The organism is Sinorhizobium numidicum (assembly GCF_029892045.1).
Classification (GTDB): Bacteria; Pseudomonadota; Alphaproteobacteria; order Rhizobiales; family Rhizobiaceae; genus Sinorhizobium; species Sinorhizobium numidicum.
Genome location: NZ_CP120367.1, coordinates 2,105,259 through 2,124,962, shown reverse-complemented (window position 1 = coordinate 2,124,962; position 19,704 = coordinate 2,105,259). Strand labels below are relative to the sequence as shown.

Annotated in this window: 16 protein-coding genes; 5 read left to right on the top strand and 11 right to left on the bottom strand. The window is 61.5% G+C overall.

The features are described from left to right. Positions 1-396: 396 nt before the first annotated feature. A complete protein-coding gene (locus PYH37_RS10080; protein ID WP_280731282.1) occupies positions 397-2,238 on the top strand; it encodes a patatin-like phospholipase family protein in 1,842 nt (613 codons plus the stop codon). 144 nt (positions 2,239-2,382) lie between these two features. Here PYH37_RS10080 and PYH37_RS10075 read toward each other — a convergent pair whose 3' ends face one another. Genes PYH37_RS10075 through PYH37_RS10065 form a run of 3 tightly spaced genes read right to left on the bottom strand, consistent with a single transcriptional unit; the run spans position 2,383 to position 6,941 of the window. Next, positions 2,383-3,534, bottom strand: a complete 1,152-nt coding sequence (locus PYH37_RS10075) for an efflux RND transporter periplasmic adaptor subunit (RefSeq protein ID WP_280731281.1) — start codon at positions 3,532-3,534, stop codon at positions 2,383-2,385. Between the two features lie 15 nt (positions 3,535-3,549). Then, positions 3,550-6,693 (bottom strand): efflux RND transporter permease subunit, encoded by a 3,144-nt coding sequence (locus tag PYH37_RS10070; protein WP_280731280.1) that lies wholly within the window; start codon positions 6,691-6,693, stop codon positions 3,550-3,552. Next, positions 6,690-6,941, bottom strand: a complete 252-nt coding sequence (locus PYH37_RS10065; RefSeq protein ID WP_280731279.1) for a hypothetical protein — start codon at positions 6,939-6,941, stop codon at positions 6,690-6,692. The genes PYH37_RS10070 and PYH37_RS10065 overlap by 4 nt, the downstream gene beginning before the upstream one ends. A 247-nt stretch (positions 6,942-7,188) precedes the next feature. On the opposite strand from PYH37_RS10065, the gene PYH37_RS10060 reads away from it, so the two are divergent. The 3 genes from PYH37_RS10060 to PYH37_RS10050 all read left to right on the top strand — a co-directional run bounded on the left by PYH37_RS10060 (position 7,189) and on the right by PYH37_RS10050 (position 10,360). Continuing rightward, entirely contained in the window at positions 7,189-7,791 is a 603-nt protein-coding gene (locus tag PYH37_RS10060) for a TetR/AcrR family transcriptional regulator (RefSeq protein ID WP_280731278.1), read from the top strand. A gap of 393 nt (positions 7,792-8,184) precedes the next feature. Next, a complete protein-coding gene (locus PYH37_RS10055) occupies positions 8,185-9,399 on the top strand; it encodes an ATP-grasp domain-containing protein (protein ID WP_280731277.1) in 1,215 nt (404 codons plus the stop codon). Between the two features lie 259 nt (positions 9,400-9,658). Further along, the gene (locus tag PYH37_RS10050; RefSeq protein WP_280731276.1) at positions 9,659-10,360 is read left to right on the top strand and encodes a class I SAM-dependent methyltransferase; all 702 of its coding nucleotides are present in this window, start codon (positions 9,659-9,661) and stop codon (positions 10,358-10,360) included. Here the strand turns inward: PYH37_RS10050 and PYH37_RS10045 are convergent. From PYH37_RS10045 to PYH37_RS10010, 8 genes are all read right to left on the bottom strand, one after another. After that, positions 10,332-11,129 carry an ABC transporter ATP-binding protein gene (locus PYH37_RS10045; RefSeq protein ID WP_280731275.1) on the bottom strand — a complete coding sequence of 266 codons (798 nt, stop codon included), beginning with the start codon at positions 11,127-11,129 and terminating at the stop codon, positions 10,332-10,334. The two genes, PYH37_RS10050 and PYH37_RS10045, sit on opposite strands and share 29 nt — an antisense overlap. Before the next feature lie 8 nt (positions 11,130-11,137). After that, positions 11,138-12,172 carry a FecCD family ABC transporter permease gene (locus PYH37_RS10040; RefSeq protein WP_153408708.1) on the bottom strand — a complete coding sequence of 345 codons (1,035 nt, stop codon included), beginning with the start codon at positions 12,170-12,172 and terminating at the stop codon, positions 11,138-11,140. Then, positions 12,169-13,173, bottom strand: coding sequence for a FecCD family ABC transporter permease (locus PYH37_RS10035; RefSeq protein WP_280732468.1), 1,005 nt, complete (start codon positions 13,171-13,173; stop codon positions 12,169-12,171). The genes PYH37_RS10040 and PYH37_RS10035 overlap by 4 nt, the downstream gene beginning before the upstream one ends. A gap of 22 nt (positions 13,174-13,195) precedes the next feature. After that, positions 13,196-14,203, bottom strand: coding sequence for an ABC transporter substrate-binding protein (locus tag PYH37_RS10030; RefSeq protein ID WP_280731274.1), 1,008 nt, complete (start codon positions 14,201-14,203; stop codon positions 13,196-13,198). A gap of 275 nt (positions 14,204-14,478) precedes the next feature. After that, positions 14,479-15,162, bottom strand: coding sequence for a peroxiredoxin-like family protein (locus tag PYH37_RS10025; protein ID WP_280731273.1), 684 nt, complete (start codon positions 15,160-15,162; stop codon positions 14,479-14,481). A 549-nt stretch (positions 15,163-15,711) separates the two neighbouring features. After that, entirely contained in the window at positions 15,712-16,974 is a 1,263-nt protein-coding gene (locus tag PYH37_RS10020) for an ATP-binding protein (protein WP_280732467.1), read from the bottom strand. Between the two features lie 4 nt (positions 16,975-16,978). Further along, the gene (locus tag PYH37_RS10015; protein WP_280731272.1) at positions 16,979-17,677 is read right to left on the bottom strand and encodes a response regulator; all 699 of its coding nucleotides are present in this window, start codon (positions 17,675-17,677) and stop codon (positions 16,979-16,981) included. Positions 17,678-17,819: 142 nt separating this feature from the next. Further along, positions 17,820-18,368 carry a Spy/CpxP family protein refolding chaperone gene (locus PYH37_RS10010; protein ID WP_280731271.1) on the bottom strand — a complete coding sequence of 183 codons (549 nt, stop codon included), beginning with the start codon at positions 18,366-18,368 and terminating at the stop codon, positions 17,820-17,822. Positions 18,369-18,727: 359 nt separating this feature from the next. Between PYH37_RS10010 and PYH37_RS10005 the strand changes: the two genes are divergently transcribed. Further along, entirely contained in the window at positions 18,728-19,681 is a 954-nt protein-coding gene (locus PYH37_RS10005; RefSeq protein ID WP_280731270.1) for an IS481 family transposase, read from the top strand. Positions 19,682-19,704: the final 23 nt, after the last annotated feature.

The window sequence follows — 19,704 nt, the reverse complement described above, 5'->3', positions numbered from 1 at the left end:
TCGCCTGCCTCGCTTCGTCGATGCGGCCTGCTAGGCGTGGCTCGCCACTACCAGGATCGCAACCCCGGAAGCTGGGCAGGTTCCCAAACTCGAAGCGCCCGGCGACAGAATGCGCCAGCGCCCTCCCGGCCGAAGGCCGTAATTTTCCGCTTTTGGGGCCTAGAGCAGACCTCGCACATCAGGGCGTTAACGTCCGAATTGGGTCGAGAGCAGCCGTACCTTTACGAGCCCTCGGCGCAGCGTACTGGGGATGTTCCCGTTCTGTGCCTCGAAAATCGCATAATGTATCGACAGGAACGATGGGCGGTGCCACTTTTTTAGCGGCTGTGCGATTATCCGGGTATAGGCAGGACGCAGCATTATAGTAGCCGGCGAACGCGTCCCGAGGGTGGTTAAATGTCCTCCGTCGATTTCCTTGCGGCGCGATTGCTGTCGGCAACATTGATGTTCGATCGAGCGTCTTTGGCGGGACTTGAGGCTCTTGCTGCCGAATCCGACCGTCGGGTCCTGCGACGCGGTGAGGTTCTGGTTCGCGAAGGTGAGCCATCGGACCGGTTCTTCATCGTGCTATCGGGCCGCTTTACGGTGCACAAAGAAGATTCGGCCGGCCCGTTCGCCGAGATCGGCCAGGGTGAACTCGTCGGTGAGGTTGGTTTCTTTGCCGGGCTGCCGCGCATGGCTACCGTTCTTGCGGCACGCGATTCGATCGTCCTTGAAATCCGCGGCAACCACTTCGAGAAAGCGGCCGTGACCTTGCCAAGCCTGCGGCAGGCGGTCACGACGTTTCTGGCGCGCCGGTTCGCCATGCAGTCTCCGAGTTCATCGCTGCCCAAGAAGCCTGCCAGGATACGAACGCTTGCCATCATTCCCGCCGGCGGGAGTCGAATTCCACCCGTTTTCGTCCGTCACCTGCGGAAAGCATTCGGCACGGGCACGCGCACTCAGTTCCTTGCCCGGCCCGACATTGAAGCGCGGTTCGCCGGTTTTCCGATCGACGATCAGCCGGTCCTCAACTGGTTGAACGAACTTGAGGCCAAAACCGAAATCATCGTTTATGTCGCCGATGAAGAGCCCAATGAATGGACACGGGTCTGCATTCGCCAGGCGGATAGCGTCCTGTTACTCGCCAGCGCGTCTTGCTCGCCCCGCCTGAACGTGTCCGAGGAACTGGCGCTGTCGGTTCATCCGGCATGGACGGCGCGGCTCGTCCTCGTTCACGATAGTCGCTCCGCAGCGGTCTCCGGTACAGCTAAATGGCTGAACGAGCGTCCTCATGTCGGCCACCATCATCATGTTGCACTGGAGGACGAGTCTGACATCCAACGCCTGGTTCGTTTCATTTGCGGCAAGGCAACCGGCTTCGTGGCGGCGGGGGGCGGGTCCCTCGGCTGTGCTCATCTCGGCGTCTACAGGGCTTTCATCGAGGCGGGTGCTTGCTTCGACTATCTCGGCGGGACGAGTTCCGGAGCGGCGATGATGGCCGGCTTCGCCAGAGGATTGGGCGCAGATGAGATCGACCGAGGCACGCACAACATATTCATCAAGAACCGCGCGTTTCGCCGCCCGACCTTTCCGCATTTCGCGCTTCTGGATCATAAAGTATTCGATCGGGCTCTTCAGGCGGAATATAGCGACGTTCTGATCGAGGATCTTTGGCTTCCGTTCTTTGCGCTATCGACCAATCTAAGCAGCCGTCAGCCGCATGTTCATCGCCGTGGAAAGCTGTGGCAGGCCGTTCGGGCGTCCGGCTCGATCCCCGGTGTTCTGCCGCCCTTCTTCACGGCTGAAGGTGACATGCTGGTGGATGGCGGCATTATGAACAATCTGCCGCTGGAGCAGATGAACGAACTGAAGACCGGACCCAACGTCGTCGTGAGCTTGCGGTCGGATGCACCACGTAAATACCACATTGACTACGAGCGCATTCCTGGAGCTTCGGAGTTGGCGGTACGCCTGCTGATGCCCTTCGGTCGCGCCAGCCTGCCGAAGGTTCCCAGCATGATTCAGGTCATTGCCGCGAGCATGTTGGTACACCGACCGCATGAAGTTGCGCTTGGCGAAGAGGATGTCTTAGTCTGTCCGCAGGTTTCGAATACGATCAGCTTCATGGATTGGAGCCGGCATGCCGAATTGTTTTCAGAGTCCTATGAATGGACGATCCGCTGGATCGAGGAACGTCTCCGCCAGCACGACCCGGCCCTCCAAGCGGTACTTGGCACCACTGGTCCGCAGGCCTGATCCAAGTTCCTGGCGACGACACGGACCGGTCGCCCATGTAGCGCCATCCCACTTCGTCGTTTCACCTTAGAGCCGACCGCTCTCGCATAGCGCCGCGAACCAATCGCCGTATTGCCTTCACAAGCATCTGCCGCGCTCCCTCTGCTATTTCTGCACCTCGTTCATCGGCATCGGTTTGACCGGCGCGCCGGGGAAGATCTTCTGCAGGTTTCCGGCGATCACCTGATCGCCTTCCGAGACACCGGATGACAGCGCCACGAGGTCGCCACTGCTCGGGCCAAGGGAGACCAGCCGCTGCTCGACAACGTCGCCCTTGCCGACGACGTAGACATATTTGCCGAGCTGACTCGATCCGAGCGCCGTCTCCGGCACCATAAGCACATTCGGTTCGTCCCTGACGCGCAGGCGCACGCGGACGTATTGGCCGGGCAGTAAGATCAGATCGGTATTGTCGATCGTCGCGCGTGCCACCACCGTGCCGGTACTGCGCTCGACGGCGTTGTTGATGAAGGTGAGATCGCCAAGGTAGCGCGGCTCGGTATCACCCGGCAGAAGCACTTCGGCCTGAACCGGCCCAGCTGCCCGCGCCTTCTGGAGATCCGCGAGCTCAGCCTCACTCGGATTAAAGGCGACGTAGATCGGCGAAAGTTGCACGAGATTGTTGAGTGGTGTGCCGGCGGTGTCGTTGACCAGCGTTCCCTCCGGAGCCAGGTTTCGCCCGAGCCGCCCTGCAAAGGGTGCGCGGATTTCGGTGTAGTCGAGGTTGATCTCGGCGGTGCGCACCGCCGCCCGCGACATGGCGAGAGCTGCCTCCGCCTGGCGCACGGCGCTTTCGCGCTGGTCGAAAGTGTCTTTTGCCAGGTAGCCGGTTGTGGCGAGTTCGTTGCCTCGATCGAGGTTGGAGCGAAGATAGGCGAGCGAAGCTTCGTCGCGTTGGACCTGGGCTTTGGCCTGATCGAGCTCGGCCTCATAGTCGCGCGCGTCGATCCGATAGAGGAGGTCGCCCTGCCTGACATCGGAGCCGTCCGGAACTTCCTGCGACTGGATATAGCCAGAGACCTTGGCCCGGAGCGTGACGTTGCGGATCGACTCCGTCCGTGCGGAATATTCGAGGTAGATGGGGATCGTCTTCTTGACCACTGTAGCCACGGGAACGGGCATGGCAGGAGGTGCCGAAGCGACCGCAGCCCCGGCGTCGCCGCCTTTGAGGTCGAACCTGCCACCGGTGTATGAATAGGCCGCGGCCAGAGCGACGATCGCGACTGCTGCGGCAAAGCCAAGTTTCAAACCGCGCATTTCCTGCTCCAGTCTTTATTCCGCCGCCTCGGTTTTTCGTCGTTCCTCGACAGAGTTCGCCGAAAGCCCCTCCCGCCATTGTTCTATGACAGCATAGAAAACCGGCACGAATATAAGCGTCAGGATGGTTGCCATGAGCATACCGCCAAACACCGTCGTGCCGATTGACTGGCGGCTGGCGGCGCCGGCGCCCGTCGCATACATCAGCGGGACGACCCCAAGAATGAAGGCGAATGCAGTCATCAAAATCGGCCGGAGCCGCAGGCGGGCCGCCTCCGCGGCAGCGGCGATGATGTCCAAGCCTTCCTGTCGTCGCCGCTTGGCGAACTCGACGATCAGAATAGCGTTTTTTGCTGCAAGCCCAACCAACATCACAAAGCCGATCTGCGAGTAGACGTCGATCTGCATGGCACGCAGCCACAGGGCAAGCAGCGCGCCCAGGAGGGCGAGCGGCACCGAAAGCAGCACCATGAAGGGCATCGACCAGCTTTCATACTGCGCCGCCAGGATCAGGAAACAAAAGACGATTGCCAGCGCGAAGACGAGCGCGGCGATCGATCCCGCCCTGATCTCCTGATAGGTGATGCCTGTCCATTCGAAGCTGAAGTCCCGCGGCAGGGTGGCCGCGGCGGTGCGCTCCATCGCCGCCACCGCCTGGCTCGAACTGTAGCCCGGCGCGGCCGCGCCGTTTATGAGCGCTGAGGGATAGTTGTTGTAGTGGGTGATGGTCTCGGGGCCGACGGTCGGTTTCAGCGAGCCGAGCGTGCTGAGCGGCACCATGTCGCCTGCCGAATTGCGCACGTAAAGCCGGGAAATGTCGGTAGGGCTGGCGCGCGCGCTTTGATCGGCCTGCAGCGTGACGCGGAAAGTGCGGCCGAACAGGTTGAAGTCGTTGACATAGAGCGAGCCGAAATAGATCTGCAAGGTGTTGAATATATCCGGCAGGTTGAGGCCCAACTGCTTTGCCTTGTCCCGGTCGAGATCATAGTCGAATTGCGGGCTCGACGTGCTGAACGTCGTGAAGAGTTGGTGCGGATTGATTTCCGGCTGCTTTCGCGCCTCGCCTATCAAGGCTTGCGTGGCGTCATTCAGCGCCACGCTGCCGCGGCCGCCCAGGTCCTCGAGCTGGAATTCGAAGCCGCCTGTCGCCCCGAGCCCCTGTATCGACGGCGGATCGAAGGCGAGCACGAGAGCGTCGGGAATCTGCAACAGGAGCGGCTGCACCGCTTCGCGCAGCGCCGACGCGCCCTGCTCAGGGGGCCGCTCGTCCCACGGCTTCAGGACCGCGAACTGAACTGCGGAATTCGACTGACTAGCGAAACTCAGGAAGTTGAAGCCGACCACGGAGCCGACGAAATCCACGCCGGCCGTGCCGCGGAGTATTTCCTCCGACTGCCTCGCGACGGCTTCGGTCCGTTCCACCGATGCGCCGTCCGGGAGCTGGATGACGACGAAGAAATATCCCTGGTCTTCGACGGGCAGGAAGGTCGAGGGAGTGCGCTGCCACAATGCGTAGGTGGAGCCGATGGCGATCAGGAAGAGCCCGAAGAGAGCCCAACGCCACCGAACGAGCCCGCCAATGCTGCGCGCATAACTGTGCGCGAGCCAGTGAAAGCCGGTGTTGAACCAGCGAAAGAGCACGAATTTCGCCGTGCCGCGATGACGCAGGAAAGCGGCGCTGAGCGCGGGGCTGAGCGTCAGCGAATTGAAGGCGGAGAACGCCACCGAAATCGCGACCGTCAGCGCGAACTGGTTGTAAAGGCTGCCGGCCACGCCCGGAATGAAGGCAACCGGTACGAAGACGGCCAGAAGCACGGCGGTCGTCGCGATGATCGGTCCCGTCACCTCCTGCATCGCCTTGCGCGTCGCCGCGAGCGGCGACAGGCCTGACTCGAGCTGCCGTTCGACGTTCTCGACGACGACGATCGCATCGTCGACCACAAGACCGATGGCGAGCACCATTCCGAGCAGGCTCAGCATGTTCAGTGAAAAGCCGAGCAGGTACATGACGACGAGCGTCGCGATCAGCGACACCGGAATAGCGATCGTCGGGATAATCGTGGTGCGGACGTTCTGCAGGAAGATGAAGACGACGGCAATGACGAGAGCTAGCGCCTCGACCAGCGTGATCACGACATCGTTCATCGCCGCGGACACGAAGCGGGTCGTGTCGTAGAACATGTGATAGGCGATGCCCTTGGGGAAGCGCTGCGATAGTTCGTCCATCTTCGTCTTGACCCGGCTCTGGAGATCGAGCGCATTCGAACCGGGCGCCTGGAACACCGCCAGGACGACGCTCTGCTTGCCGTTGAAGCTGACGGAGGATGAATAGAGCAGGGCGCCGAGTTCGACGCGCGCCACGTCGCGCAGCCTGATCGCCGCGCCGGTCGCCGGGTCGGCGCGCAGCACGATATCCGCAAATTGCTGAGGGTCGCTCAAGCGACCGACCGCATTGATCTGCATTTCGAAGGGTGTACCCGGCGGCGCCGGAGATTGTCCGATCTTTCCGCCAGCAACCTGGACGTTCTGCTCGGCGATGACGTTCTGCACGTCGACGGCGGTGATGCCCAGATTGGCCATGCGGTCTGGATCGAGCCAGACGCGCATCGAATAACGCCGTTCACCGAAGAGCTGGACATCGCCGACACCCGGCAGGCGCTTGAGCGGATCGAGGATCTGCAGATAGGCATAGTTGCTGACGGAAGCGAAATCGACGGAATCATCAGGCGAATCAAGACTAACCAGGACGGTGAAGTTCGGTATCTGCTTGGCGATCGTTACACCGTTCTGATTGACAAGGGCGGGAAGCGAGGACGCCGCTTGCGAAACGCGGTTCTGCACGTCAAGCGCCGCGACGTCGATCGGATAGCCGACGTCGAAGGAGATAATAATCCTCGACGAGCCGTCATTGGAGCTCGTCGAGGACATATAGAGCATGCCCGGCACGCCATTGATCTGCTGTTCGAGCGGTGTTGTCACCGTATCGGCGACCACTTGGGCGCTGGCGCCCGGATAGTTAGCGGCGACGACGATCTGCGGCGGCGTAATGTCCGGAAATTGCGAGACCGGAAGCAGGAAATAGCAAATGCCGCCCGCGAGCGTCATGACGATGGCGATTGCCGAGGCGAAAATCGGCCGGTGAATAAAGAACTCGATCATGGCCGGATCGATCCTTCTGCGACGCGGGTGCCACCTCGAGCCTCGCGGGTCGGCAACGGCTGATGGACATCATTCAATGCCTTGCGATCCGAACCGTCATCGACCGGGACAATCACAGCAGAGACATTCGCAAGAGAAGAGGCGGGCGGCCCCAACGCGCCGAAATCGACCCTTTCCGCGGTCATCGACACGCGGACCATCCGGTCAGTAAGAAGCTTTCCCGCCGTCGGCCCATGCAGCTTGTGCATCGTAAGGCTCCAGCAGCAATTCGCGATGTATATCGCCGGCTATAAGACGCGTGACGATCGTGCCAATCGACATTGTGCTAGAAATATTTTTTTGCGGTTACCGTCGCGCTCGGAAGCGTTCGAGAAAATCGGCCGCTCCTTGATCTCCCGCTGCCGCGGTGTTACAGATCGGTAACATTGGCGCATGTTACAGAACGGTAACAAAGCGTCAAGGGGCAACCGTCTATCGATTGGCCGGCCGAACCTAATGACAACTGACCTTTGCAGCCAATCACGTCGCTCCCCACGTGATCGCATCGTCGATGCTGCCCGCGATTTGTTCCGCAAGCATGGCGTCCGTGGCGTTGGCGTCGACGCCATCGTCGACGCCGCCAACAGCAACAAGATGACGCTTTATCGCCATTTCAGCTCCAAGGACGATCTTATCGTCGAATGCCTCCGGCGGGCGGGAATGGAGATGGATAATTACTGGCGGGAACTCGAGGAGGCGCATCCCGGTGATGGCTTGGCGCAGCTCAGGGATTGGGTCCGCCGGATTGGCGATCATCTCGGTGCTAACGACTGCAATTGCGAACTGATGAGCGCCGCCGTCCAGCTGACAGACGAGGATCATCCTGCCCGATCCATAATCAAGACGTTCAAGGATGCGCAGCGTGGTCGCGTCGCTGAGCTTTGCCGCAGAGCAGGCGTGGCGAATGCGGAGCTGCTTTGCGACACGTTGCTGCTCCTGATCGAAGGAGCGCGTCTGAACCAGCAAAGCAGCGGCTCGGAAGGTCCAAGCGCCCGTTTTGCCGAGATCGCCGACGCGGCAATCCTGTCCTTTGCCGGGAGCTGCTCCGTTCCGGAATAACGGCAAAGCGGCGGTCGAGATGTCTTTTCCTGAAGTTGTGAAAACGCTCGTATAGGGGAGCGTTGGTTCGAATCGTTTCAAGGCGAAGCGTCTGAAAGTTCGACTCTTCGGCCCAAAGCCTTCCGGATGATCCTGAAGGACCGCAGTGGGTGGTGAGCGGAAGTTTGGGGGGGCCGGCCGAGCCAAATATCAATGATGGGCAGTGGTATTGAATCATGCCCTGCGCGCGACGATCGGCATGCTATACTCTGCGGCACAGGACTTGCCGGGCTCAACCATGTCGGATGTCAATTTTGAGCGGCTTCTAAACGAACCGATCTATGCGATGGCTGGTCTACGGAGTCCAGAGGTTCTCAAAGCCATTCTATTTCGCCATCAGGTTGAGAGGAAGAGTTGAAGCTCAAGCCGAGGGATCCCGAGAACTTTTACGTCGCGCTCCAGGCGGCCGGGATGCCGGAGGTGCCGAGAGAATTCTCTGTGCTGCCGCAACATCAGGTCATCCCCGGCGCCATCCTCGCCGAAATATCCAATTTCATTCTTTCCTTCGACCGCGTTACTGCCCGCGAAGCGTGGCAGGCGGCGGCCTTGCGCGATGCGCCAGTAATTGTGCAGCGTAAACGACCGGAGGTTTGTTTCTTCAGCGCCTGGGATTTTCATCTTCCCCCAGGGGGCGCCTGGCAGCTGATCGAGTTCAACGACAACGGGTCGGGTTTCATGTTTGCCGCGATCATCAATGCTGTGTACTACGAGGCAGCCGGTCTGGCGCAGGAGCAACGGATAGTGGCGCCTGCCCGTTTGGCGGCATTCAGCCAGCACATTGGCGACTTGGTGGCGCGAGAGGCCAGAGCATTCTTTGGAGATTGCCCAGCGGGTTTGTTTCTCATCCTCGATGATGCCGAACCTTTGCAACAAGGCAGATTTCGCAAAGAACTCCAGCTGCTGTGCGATCTCTTGCACCGGCGCGGCTGGCAGTCCGAGCTCGGCTGTCCCGCGGAGCTTCGCTGGGATGGCCAGCAGCTACTGCTCAAGGGAAAGGCGGTGAGCTTTATCGTCAACCGCTCGACCGATTTCTTCTGGCAGTCCGAGGACTTTTCCGCCCTCCGGACGGCCTATCACGCGGGTCGCGTTTACGTCGCACCAAATCCCTTCACCTATGCCACACGAAGCGACAAACGGCTGTTGGCATGGCTATCGCTGTCGCATTGGGACAAGGAGCTGGGAATAGAGCCCCGGGAGCGTCAAATCCTGAACGACCATGTACCGGAGACGCATCTGATCCGCACCGAAAACGTCGAAGCGCTGGCGCAAAGAAAGCAGGAATTTGTATTCAAGCCTCTGCACGGCTTCGCCGGGCGCGGGCTACTGCACAGCGCCGCGGTGGGGCGGTCGCGGCTGCGCCGCCTCGTGACACACAGCGAAGGCTACGTAGCGCAGAAAAGGGTTCCGAAGCCCTCCATGGAAACCGATGGGGTACCCTTATGGACGGACCTTCGCGTCTGGGCCTATCGCGGGGAGATCTTTCATCTTTCCGGTCGCGCCTCGCTGCGGTCGGACCGCCTGGACTTGAAACCGCCCGGCGGATGGCTGCCGACCTACGCCTCTCTTTAAGTCGAACTGCTTGCCTCAACTTGCGCCTCAGGGCGTGCAGTTTGCCTGTGAAAGCAAAGGGTCGATTTTACCCACTCCCGGAGGTCGCGAGAGGGTGGGACTGCGACATTCGCAGCCAGAGAGCGGAAGGACGGCATTGCGGCCATTTGCGGCATTCATCGGAGTCGCGAGCTTCGAATTCACTCGATTTGATCTATCCGCCTCGAGCTCACCATCCTATGAGATTGGCTTCGGATGAATCGCATCGGAGAGACCGCAGATGAACCATGACGCCCAGAAAACCATCACCACCTGGTACGTCGACCCTGACGCGGACGACAGAATGTCAGACGGACATGCACCGATCTGGCGGCATCTCATCGACCTGATCGTCGAGCACGATCTTTCGGAAAAGAATGTCCTCGACTTCGGCTGCAACCAGGGCGGTCTGCTACGGCATCTCTATGCGATCAGGCCGTTCCGCAAGGCGCTCGGCATCGATATTGCGGCGCAATCGATCGCAAAAGCTGAGACCTTCAAGGGCAACATTCCCGTCCAGCATGCTGTTGGTGGAACTCTCGAAGGGTGGGTCGAGGAGTTCGATCTCGCAATCAGCCACGAGGTCATTTACCTCCTCGAGGATATCGACGCCCATGCCACGGACATCTTCAAGGCTCTGAAGCCCGGTGGCGCCTATTATGCTGTCACTGGCTGCCACACCGACAATCCGCTCTGGCCGAAATGGCGCGAGCTCGTGGCGAAGCGCACGAACACCGTCGTCCAGGATCGCTCCATTTCGGATTACGGGCGCGCATTTGCGAAGGCCGGTTTTGAGGTCTCCGGCCGGAAACTGGAATACGACGGCTTCATACCGTTCGTTGAGGATGGCTGGACGCCGGATTTCGCCGACGCCCTGAACTATTACACCGAGACCAAGATCATGTTCCGCCTGGTCAAGCGCCCGAACGGAGGAAGCGCGTAAGCTCGATATCGAAATGCGGCGGTTTGTCCGCGGCGACCTCGACGAACCGCCCTTTCACCCGAAATGTCTTCTCGATCAGGCCGCTTTCGGCGAGCGCCCGTGGCTCGCCGTCGAAGCGCAACTCGCCTTGCTCCAGCAGCGAGATACGGTCACTGACGGCAATCGCTTGGTTGATGTCATGGATCGCCATGACGATCGTCACGCCTTTCTCCCGGCTGAGACGATGGACGAGGTCCAGAACCTCCACCTGATATCCGATGTCCAGGAACGACGTCGGTTCGTCGAGCAGGAGGATGCCCGCCTCCTGCGCCAGCGCCGCCGATATCCACGCCCGCTGCCGTTCGCCGCCCGAGAGTTCCTGAAGCGTTCGATCTGCCAAACTCGTGAGGCCGGTGCTCTCAAGTGCCCATTCGATGGCCGCCTCGTCCTTGCGGTCATAGGAGCGGAAGAGCCCGACATGAGGAAAGCGCCCCTGCCGTACGAGTTGGGCGATCGTCATCTCGTCCGGGGCGGACGGCTGCTGCGGCAGGAAAGCCAGCTTTTTGGCGATTGTGCGTCGCGACATCAAAGCCACCGGAACATCCCCGATCTCCGCTTGCCCCTCCGCGGGCTGAATTAAGCCTGCCATTGCCTGTAGTGCCGTGCTTTTTCCGGAGCCGTTCGGTCCTATAAGGGCGCGGATTTCGCCCTTCTGCACCGATAGCCGAAAGCCGTTCAGCGCCTTCCGGCGACCGTAGTTTACCGACAATTGCGAACATCTCAGAGGCATGGGCGATCTCAGGGAGCTTTGCGTAGAAGAGCGAGCAATACCGGCACGCCGACGATGGCCGTGACCACTCCGATCGGCACTTCCTCGGCGTGTCCGACCAGACGACCGATCAGGTCCGCGAGGGTGACGATGACCGCTCCAAGGACGACCGTCAGAGGCAGCACCAGCGGGAAATGCCGCCCAGCGAGAGACCGCGCCAGGTGCGGAACCATGAGCCCGACGAAAACGATCGGGCCAACTGCCCCGACGGCGCTTGCGGAGAGGGCACAGGATAGAAGCAGGGCGAGCGAGAACTGCTTGCGGTAGGACAGACCGAAGGAACGGGCGACAGCCGAGTCGAACTGCAAGAGGACCAGCGGACGGTAGATCATAGGGAGGACGGCTAGGCCGGCGGTCGTGAACGGCAGCAGAAAGATCGCGTGATCCCATGTGCGCGCGTAAAGGCTTCCGGAGAGCCATTCGAGAATGATCTCGATGCGTGCCGAACCCCAGCCGGCGATCAGGCCTATGGCAAGCGCGTGCAGCACCGCCCCAATCGCGATCCCGCAGAGGGTGATCCTGAGCGGACTGAGGTCGAGCCGAAAAGCCATCAGGTAGATGATGCCTCCCGCCGCCATGCCACCCACCATTCCGGCCGACGGCAGCCATCCGATCGGCAGCTCGGCGACCGTGTTGGAACCGGGATTGAAGATGTAGACGGTGAACAGCAAGAACACCGTTACCGTCAAAGTCGCTCCCTGCGACACCCCCATGAGTGAGGGATCAGCGAGAGGGTTTCGGGTTATCGTCTGGAGCAACAGTCCTGCAACGGCGAACTGAATGCCGGCAAGCATGCCCGTCACGATGCGCGGCAGGCGAATGTCGAGAATGATCGACCGGGCTTCCGGCGAACCGCTCCCGGTCAGAACCGAGGCGACGTCCGCCGCGGGAATGTCGACCACGCCAAGGAACACAGCGGCGACGAACGAGAGCAGGACAAGAACAGTTACCGCAAGCAGGAGCCACGGTTTCGGTCGAGTGAGGGCCGGCGCGTCCGAGGTCATCCGGCCTTCCCCTTGAAACCGACGCGCCCTCGCTGGATGAGATAGATGAAAATCGGCCCGCCGAGAAGCGCGGTTATTATGCCGACGGGAAGTTCCTTGGGTATGGCAATGGCGCGCGCGATGAGGTCGGCGCAGGTCACCATTAGCGCTCCGATGGCCGCCGTGAGCGCGATCTCCCAGGCCGTTCCTGAGGGCCGTAGAAGCCGGGCGATATGCGGGGCTGCGAGACCGACGAAGGCGACGGGTCCCGCGACCGGGGCGATGCCCGCCACTGGACAGATGCCGAGAAGCAGCAGGACGGGTTTCCAGAAATTGAGCTGCACGCCCATTCCGGCGGCGGCGTGGTCACTCAGGGCGAACATGGCAATCACCCGGTGCAGCAACAGCGCTCCCACCATCCCAACTCCGACCCAGGGAAGCATGTGGACGAGGTGCGACCACGTGCGCCCGGCGAATCCGCCGGAGAGCCAGAACAGCAGCGCGGTCGATTGCGGCCCGGCCAGAAGCAGCACATAGATCGTGATCGCCCCGAGAAACAGCGACACGCTGACGCCGCCGAGGGCGAGATGAAGCGGACGTCCGTTTCCGCCGCGCGCCACCCAGAACGTCACCGATGCGGCGGCGAGACCTCCGGCGAGCCCGACGAAAGGGTAGTAGACGGATGAAAACCACGGCAGCAGAACGAAGCAGGCGACGATGGGCGCGACCGCCCCGGCGGTTACGCCCGTGATCCCCGGATCGGCGAGCGGGTTGCGGGTCAATGCCTGCAGCAGATAGCCCGAAACAGCAAGACCCGCGCCCGCGACCGCGGCCGCCAGGCTTCGCGGCAGCCGCAGGGTCCAGACCAGGATCGACTCGATCTTGCCGTCGGAGGCAAAGAGCACACGAAGCACCGCCTCGATGGGAAGCGTCTTCGCCCCGGGCAACAGCCCGACGAGGACGATCAGCAGAGTCGCGGCGATGAAGAGCCCAATGGCTATCGATGATTTCCTTGTGTCCATCGCCGTCACGATCAGTCGTCTGTTATTTCTGAGCCTCGGCCGGCACGATTTTGGCGGCTTCCGCCCTCACATCCACGACGGGGAAGACGTCGGGATAGAGGTAGTGAGCGGCCTCGCGAAGAACGATTTCGCGGGAGATCGGACCATTGGTCTCGACCCACTGGTCGCCGACGTAGAACACCCGCTTGTTCTTGACTGCCGTCAGTTCCTGCCAAATCGGGTTGTCCTCATGCGGCCGGTCAGGACCCGAGTCGTAGATAAAGAGGACTTCGGGGTCTTTCTCGAGCATGGTCTCCAGGCTGAGATCGACGCCGAATTCGCCGCCGGGGGTCATGTTTCCAGCGATGTTTTCGCCACCAATCGCCGCAACGATGGATGCTGCCGTGTTTTCGGTATGGAATGCGAACGGCGTCTCGCCACCCCACATGATCGCGAAGCGCGGATGCACGTCCTTTGGAGCCTTTGCGGCAAATTCCGCCAGATGCTCGCGAAACTCCTTGTTCAGTTGAAGGCCGCGCTCGGGATTTCCGAGGATTCTCGAAAGCTCGGCGATTTCACGGTCACTCCCGTCCAAGAGCTCCATATTGTAAGCGACGTAGGGGGCAATCTGCTCAAGCTGCGGCGCGTTCCCGACGGTATAGCGCCGGATGGCGACGATCAGGTCGGGCTTGGCTTCCGAAAGGAGTTCCAGGTTCGGTTTGGCGCGCTGGCCGATCTGCTTCATGCCTGCCGTCAGGCCGAGGAGGAAGTCTGGCTCGCGTCCGGCCGTCATGTAGGTGCTCGCCACGGGCTTAATGCCAAGAGCAAGAGCTACGTCATCCGCGAAGTAGGAAATCGAGGCGATGCGCTTCGGCTGAAGCGGGACCTCCACCTTCACGCCACGATCGTCGGTGATCGTGAGGGTTTTGCCGTCCTGTGCTCGGACGGGGCCTGCTGCTATCACAGCCAGAAGACCGAAGAGAATTGCGATTTTACCTGCGTTCGCCACGGCGATGTCCTCCACATGAATGTCGACATCGCTTTTAGCCATCAAAGAGGAGCGCGGCAATCCACTTTAACCGCACTCGCTGCCCAGATCCGTGAGTCACTTCCGCTTTTGGAGCCAGCACCGGAAACTCCGTGCGCTATCGGCGGATGACGCTTTTGGTCGATTTTTCCCGTTCACTACCGTCGCAGAAGGGTGGAAATTCGCCGTGAAGGTCGCTTGTTGGAACGACGTCATCGCGGCAAGCAGCGGACGTCGTCCCGCGGGACAACCCACGGAGTCAGATACGCTAATCGTAGCGCAAGTTTTGCAGAATGCTATCAATGTACGACTTGGGAGGCTGCCGACATCAATTCTTCGGGATTCGGACCCCGGCACACATTTCGACCTCCCTCTTCAGCTTCCGTGAAGCTCCAGCGCACAACTCCTTCTCGATCGAGCAGGAACTCACCGATCAGCGGCATGTGACCGGCGATCATAATCTGCTGGTCAGCCTTCGTAATTTCGTATCCGTCCTTTTTCTCGAGAAGGTCGCCCGCCGCAGCCGGGTTCATCGGCTCGGGCAACTCTCCCGGCAGGTCGATCCGCATTGTCATGATCAAGTCCATACCGATCTTGTGCGGCCATTCGGTTTCATTCTCCGTGAACTCGAGGATGGGTAAGCCGAAGGCGCGGTGCGAAGCCCCCTCCGGGTCGGATGCGGCGAGAAGATCGGGTACCGGATGGTAACGGAAATAGAGCCGCGCCCGTTCGACCGGCGTCTTTACCACTGCGAGACATTCGATGCCTCTCTCCTTCAGGGCCGGGTTGAGTTGCGCCATCGCCGCGACGTGGCGCCGACAGAACGGACAATGCAGGCCTCGAAACAGGCCGACCAGTAACGGGCTACGGCCGCGAAAATCATCGAGGGCAATCTTGCCTTCTCGTGAGATCGCATCGAGCACAATATTCGGTGCCCGGTCGCCAGGCTGTAGCGGATGGTCGACAGAACGCGAAGAAGACATGGACAAACCTCCTTGCCTCTGATCAGTCGAGAAAAGGCAACACGACTAGCGCTTCGGGTCGAGCCGTGCTGGGCGCAAACTTCCTACGCCGGGGCAAAGCAGCATTCGGCCCCTGCCATAGTGACGAGACCGGAATTAAGCCCTGCAAACCCATCATAGCACGGCAAAAGCATCTGCGGGTTGCCCGTTTTCGCGAGCCGTCTTGGGCGCCTCGTTATAATAACGGACAGCGAGTTTCGGCTTCCGGTGGCATTGGCGGATTGGTGCCAGACGACCAACGGCATCACGAGGTCCTCACCGAGCGCGCGACAATGTCGATCGCCTTTTCCGCGGCGGGCAAGCCCTCGGAGCCGAATTTGTCCGTGAAGGCAGTGACGAGACGCAAGTGTCGCCAATGACTGCACGCGAGAGCGCTGCCGAATGCTCTCGCGCTGAAGGTCAGGTTCCCGACCTCGTTTTGGACGCTGAAATTTGCGACGATCAAGGTCGTCAACGGGTCGAATTCGGAAATTCGCAGCCAGAGCGCCGAAGGGCGGCACTGCGGACACCTCAGTTCATCGTTCGGGCGGCCCGATGCACTGGAAGCATCACGACGAAGCAGGCGCCGCCGCCTGACGGAGCTTCGTAGCGGACCGCGCCGCCGTGGCGCTCGGCGATCTGGCGCACCAGAGCCAGCCCCAAGCCCCAGCCGCCTGTGGTCTCGCTGCGCCCCGGGGGCCGGTAGAACGGCTCGAAAACGCGGGTGCTCTCGCTATCCGGTATGCCCGGACCGTGGTCGCGGACCGTGAGTTCCACCGTACTGTCTGCCTGCGCGACCGTGGCGGTGACAGGCGGGCCGCCGTGGCGCAGCGCGTTCTGCATGAGATTGCGCACCAGCCTGCCGAGCAGGCGCGCATCGCCTGTGACAGTCGCGGGCGTGCCGGAGACCTCGACGCCGTTGCGCGCCCCTTCTTCCGAGACCAGGGCCAGGAGATCGACGGACTCGGGCGCATCGAGACTCTCGACATGGTCGAGCCTGCTCGCCAGCAGGATCTCCTCGACCAGCGTGTCCAGCTCGGCGAGGTTGCGGACGATCTCCTCCTTGCGGTTCTCGTCCGGCGCCTGTTCATAGAGGTCGATCGCCATGCGCAGGCGCGCAAGCGGCGAGCGCAATTCGTGGCTGGCATTGGCGAGCAGAGCGCGGTGTGACCTGATCAGTCGCTCGACATGATCGGCGGCCTTGTTGAAGCTCTTCGCCACCGCCGCGACCTCATCGCTGCCGTCCGCCGGCACGCGGGCCACGAAATCACCCCTGCCCCAGGCATCTACGCCCGCGCGTAACCGCTCCAGCCGGCGGGTCAGGTGACGCACCACCGGATAGGCGGCGAGCCCGATGACGCCGGCGATCAACGCCAGATAGGCGAGCGGATTGCGGCCGGACGGCCGGAAAGGCTGCGCCATGCGCGCGGCCACTGCGCGACCATCGGGCAACTCCGTCACCATCGTGTGAAAGTTGCCTCTGCCGTGGCGCCAGGGGCCCTCGAGAATGTCGCGCGGGAGCGGCCGGCCGGCGCTGGCGATCAGTCTGCCGCGCGGATCGTATACCGCTATGTCGGCGTCGAAAGCCCGTGAAAACCGCTCCAGCGTCGCCTCGACCGACCGCTGGTCCATGTCGGGCGGAACCAGCGCGGCGACGAACCGCGCGCGTTGGTTCTGCCAACTGGACTCCTCCTCGCCCTGTCCCAGCCACACGAAGGCCGCACTGGCGACGGCGACCGCGGCAAGGCTCGCCAGCAGCGTCAGGTAGATTTTTAGGAACAGCCGGCTGCGCATCGCTCTATCTCTCGTCGTCCTGGAAGCGGGCGAAGACATAGCCGGCGCCGCGCACGGTGATGATGCGCCTCGGATGCTTGGGGTCGCTCTCGATGGCCGCCCTGATGCGCGAGATATGCACGTCGATGGAGCGGTCGAACGCATCCAACTCCTCGCCCTTGACCGTGTCCATCAACTGCTCGCGCGAAAGAGTGCGGCCGGCATTTTCGGCAAGCGCCACAAGCAGGTCGAACTGATAGCTGGTCAGCGCACATTCCCGGCCGTCGATCCTGACTGAGCGGGATCCCGGATCGATCTCCAGCCGTCCGAAGCGCAGGACGCGCGAAACCGCCGCGCTGCCGTTGCGGCGGCGCAGGATCGCCTTCAGCCGCGCCAGCAGTTCGCGCGGATTGAAGGGCTTGGGCAGATAGTCGTCGGCTCCGAGCTCCAGCCCGACGATGCGGTCTGTCTCTTCGCCTTTGGCTGTGAGCATCAGGATCGGCACGTCTGAGACCGCGCGCATGCGCCGGCAGGTCTCGAAGCCGTCAAGGTCCGGCAGCATGACGTCGAGGATCACAACGTCCGGCGCACGGCGGCCGAGGTCGGTGAGGCCCGCCGTGGCCGTCGCCGCGGTGTGGACGGTGTAGCCATTTCCGGAGAGATAGTCGGAGAGCATGGCGGACAGGCGCGTGTCGTCGTCAACAATCAAGACCCGTTCCGCCATCTGTTGCGCTCCGTTCGGTCGCCTACAGCGCAGCGCGTCTTTTCAGACGCGCAAAGGTCGCTGTAGCACTTTGAATTGCTGCATGTTTTTATCCTTAAATCGGATCCGATTTAAGGAACATGCAGTGGCCGATTCAGTCTTACTACCGGCCGCGGCCCCTGCGCTCCTTCAAATGCTCGACGAGCTTGGCGCGCTGCTCCGGCGTCAGCACTTCGGCGGCGTCGAGGAGCGCAGTCGTCATCTTGCGCGAGGCCTCGTCGATCGCCGCGATGCGCTCACTGCGCAGTTTCTCGGCGGCGGCGCGGTCGACGGTCGGCGCGCCGAGGAGTTCGATAACCTCCTCACGCGTCTCGCGGAAGTCCCGGAAGGTCGGCCTCATCTCAGCGCGCGCGTTGTCGATGATCTCCCAAAGCTTGTCTTCCTGCTCGGACGTCGCATCGATTTCGTCGAGCACTGAGCCGATCCGGTGTTCCATAAAGCCGCCACCTCCCATATGCGCGTGCATTACATGGCCGCCCATGCCGAAACGGCCCATGCCGAAGCCGAAATCGTCGCTGCGCGCGGCTGCAAGACCGACCGCGCCGACAACAGCGACGGCTGCGAGGCCGCCGATCGCGGCGCGCCGCCCCCATCCTTTCGAAGCGGGTTTGCCGGCGCTCCGGCTCGCCAGGTTCTTGTCCTCATTTTCCATAGTTGGTCTCCTTTCACTCCGCAGCACCTGCTGCAATGGAGGAAAGCTAAACGGGCAACGTTTCGAGCGTTCCGGGCGAATGTAAAGAAATGTAAAGCCGGAGCGGCGCCGTCGCAAAGCGGCCGCTACTGCATGTTTTTATCCTTAAATTGGAACCGATTTAAGGATAAAACATGCAGCAATTCAAAGTGCTACAGCGACTCTTTTGCGTCTGAAAAGACGCGCGGTGCTGTAGGCATCCATAACCTTGCAACGTGGCTCGCCGCCTTTGCTAGCTGTGAGCTTTCAGTAGGTTGTCCATCCGGCCCAGACCGGGAAAGCTGAGGTTGTCGAAGCTTCAGTGATTCTCGGAGGACCGGATGAACATCCACCAGAATGCGCGGCTGACGCCGCGCGGTCGAGAGCGAATTGTAAGGCAGGTCGAGAGCGGGCAGACGCCGGAGGCCGTGGCCAAAGCCGCAGGCGTCTGCCTGCGGACCATTCGGAAGTGGATAGACCGATATCGCCGCGAAGGATTGACAGGATTGCATGATCGCTCCTCCCGGCCCCATCGACTGCGCCGGCCGACGCCTGCGGCGATAATCGAAACGATCGAACGGCTGCGCCGCCAGCGCTGGACGGGCAAACAGATCGCCGCTGAGGCCGGCGTCTCGCCAGCGACGGTGAGCCGTATTCTGCGCCGGTTGGGCTTGAATAAGCTGAGCGCGTTGGAGCCGGAGCCCGTGCGCCGCTATGAACGGGAGCATCCCGGCGAACTCATCCATCTTGATATCAAGAAGCTCGGCCGGATCGGTTCTGTCGGACACCGCATCACCGGACGACAAACTGGCATGGTCAACCGTCACACCGGCATCGGCTGGGAGTGCGTCCATGTCTGCATCGACGATGCCTCGCGCGTCGCTTTCGTCCAAGTTATGCCCGACCAGCGCAAGAACAGCGCTGTCGCCTTCCTTGAGGCCGCCGTTGCTTATTACGCCAGTCTCGGCGTCAAAGTGCAGCGCGTGATGACCGACAACGGTTCCTGCTACCGGTCAAAGACTTTCCGGGCAGCCTGCAAGCGTCTCGGCCTGCGCCAGATCTTCACCAAGCCCTATACTCCCAGGACCAACGGGAAAGCCGAGCGCTTCATTCAGACAAGCTTGCGCGAATGGGCCTATGCTCGCGCCTACAACACCTCAGACGAACGCACCGCCGAACTGCCGCGATGGCTTCACCGCTACAATTGGCATAGACCGCATGGCAGTATCGGCTCAAAACCACCCATCAGCCGACTCGGTCTGACCGGGAACAACCTGTTGAGGCTCCACAGCTAGCTAGTAGTGCAGGAATGCGGACC

What these genes read in the sequence shown, in the direction of transcription:
- PYH37_RS10050 (WP_280731276.1), top strand. Translation starts at nt 9,659, where the DNA reads ATGAACCATGACGCCCAGAAAACCATCACCACCTGGTACGTCGACCCT.
- PYH37_RS10020 (WP_280732467.1), bottom strand. Translation starts at nt 16,974, where the DNA reads ATGCGCAGCCGGCTGTTCCTAAAAATCTACCTGACGCTGCTGGCGAGC.
- PYH37_RS10025 (WP_280731273.1), bottom strand. Translation starts at nt 15,162, where the DNA reads ATGTCTTCTTCGCGTTCTGTCGACCATCCGCTACAGCCTGGCGACCGG.
- PYH37_RS10045 (WP_280731275.1), bottom strand. Translation starts at nt 11,129, where the DNA reads ATGCCTCTGAGATGTTCGCAATTGTCGGTAAACTACGGTCGCCGGAAG.
- PYH37_RS10070 (WP_280731280.1), bottom strand. Translation starts at nt 6,693, where the DNA reads ATGATCGAGTTCTTTATTCACCGGCCGATTTTCGCCTCGGCAATCGCC.
- PYH37_RS10015 (WP_280731272.1), bottom strand. Translation starts at nt 17,677, where the DNA reads ATGGCGGAACGGGTCTTGATTGTTGACGACGACACGCGCCTGTCCGCC.
- PYH37_RS10065 (WP_280731279.1), bottom strand. Translation starts at nt 6,941, where the DNA reads ATGCACAAGCTGCATGGGCCGACGGCGGGAAAGCTTCTTACTGACCGG.
- PYH37_RS10030 (WP_280731274.1), bottom strand. Translation starts at nt 14,203, where the DNA reads ATGGCTAAAAGCGATGTCGACATTCATGTGGAGGACATCGCCGTGGCG.
- PYH37_RS10035 (WP_280732468.1), bottom strand. Translation starts at nt 13,173, where the DNA reads ATGGACACAAGGAAATCATCGATAGCCATTGGGCTCTTCATCGCCGCG.
- PYH37_RS10080 (WP_280731282.1), top strand. Translation starts at nt 397, where the DNA reads ATGTCCTCCGTCGATTTCCTTGCGGCGCGATTGCTGTCGGCAACATTG.
- PYH37_RS10060 (WP_280731278.1), top strand. Translation starts at nt 7,189, where the DNA reads ATGACAACTGACCTTTGCAGCCAATCACGTCGCTCCCCACGTGATCGC.
- PYH37_RS10005 (WP_280731270.1), top strand. Translation starts at nt 18,728, where the DNA reads ATGAACATCCACCAGAATGCGCGGCTGACGCCGCGCGGTCGAGAGCGA.
- PYH37_RS10010 (WP_280731271.1), bottom strand. Translation starts at nt 18,368, where the DNA reads ATGGAAAATGAGGACAAGAACCTGGCGAGCCGGAGCGCCGGCAAACCC.
- PYH37_RS10075 (WP_280731281.1), bottom strand. Translation starts at nt 3,534, where the DNA reads ATGCGCGGTTTGAAACTTGGCTTTGCCGCAGCAGTCGCGATCGTCGCT.
- PYH37_RS10040 (WP_153408708.1), bottom strand. Translation starts at nt 12,172, where the DNA reads ATGACCTCGGACGCGCCGGCCCTCACTCGACCGAAACCGTGGCTCCTG.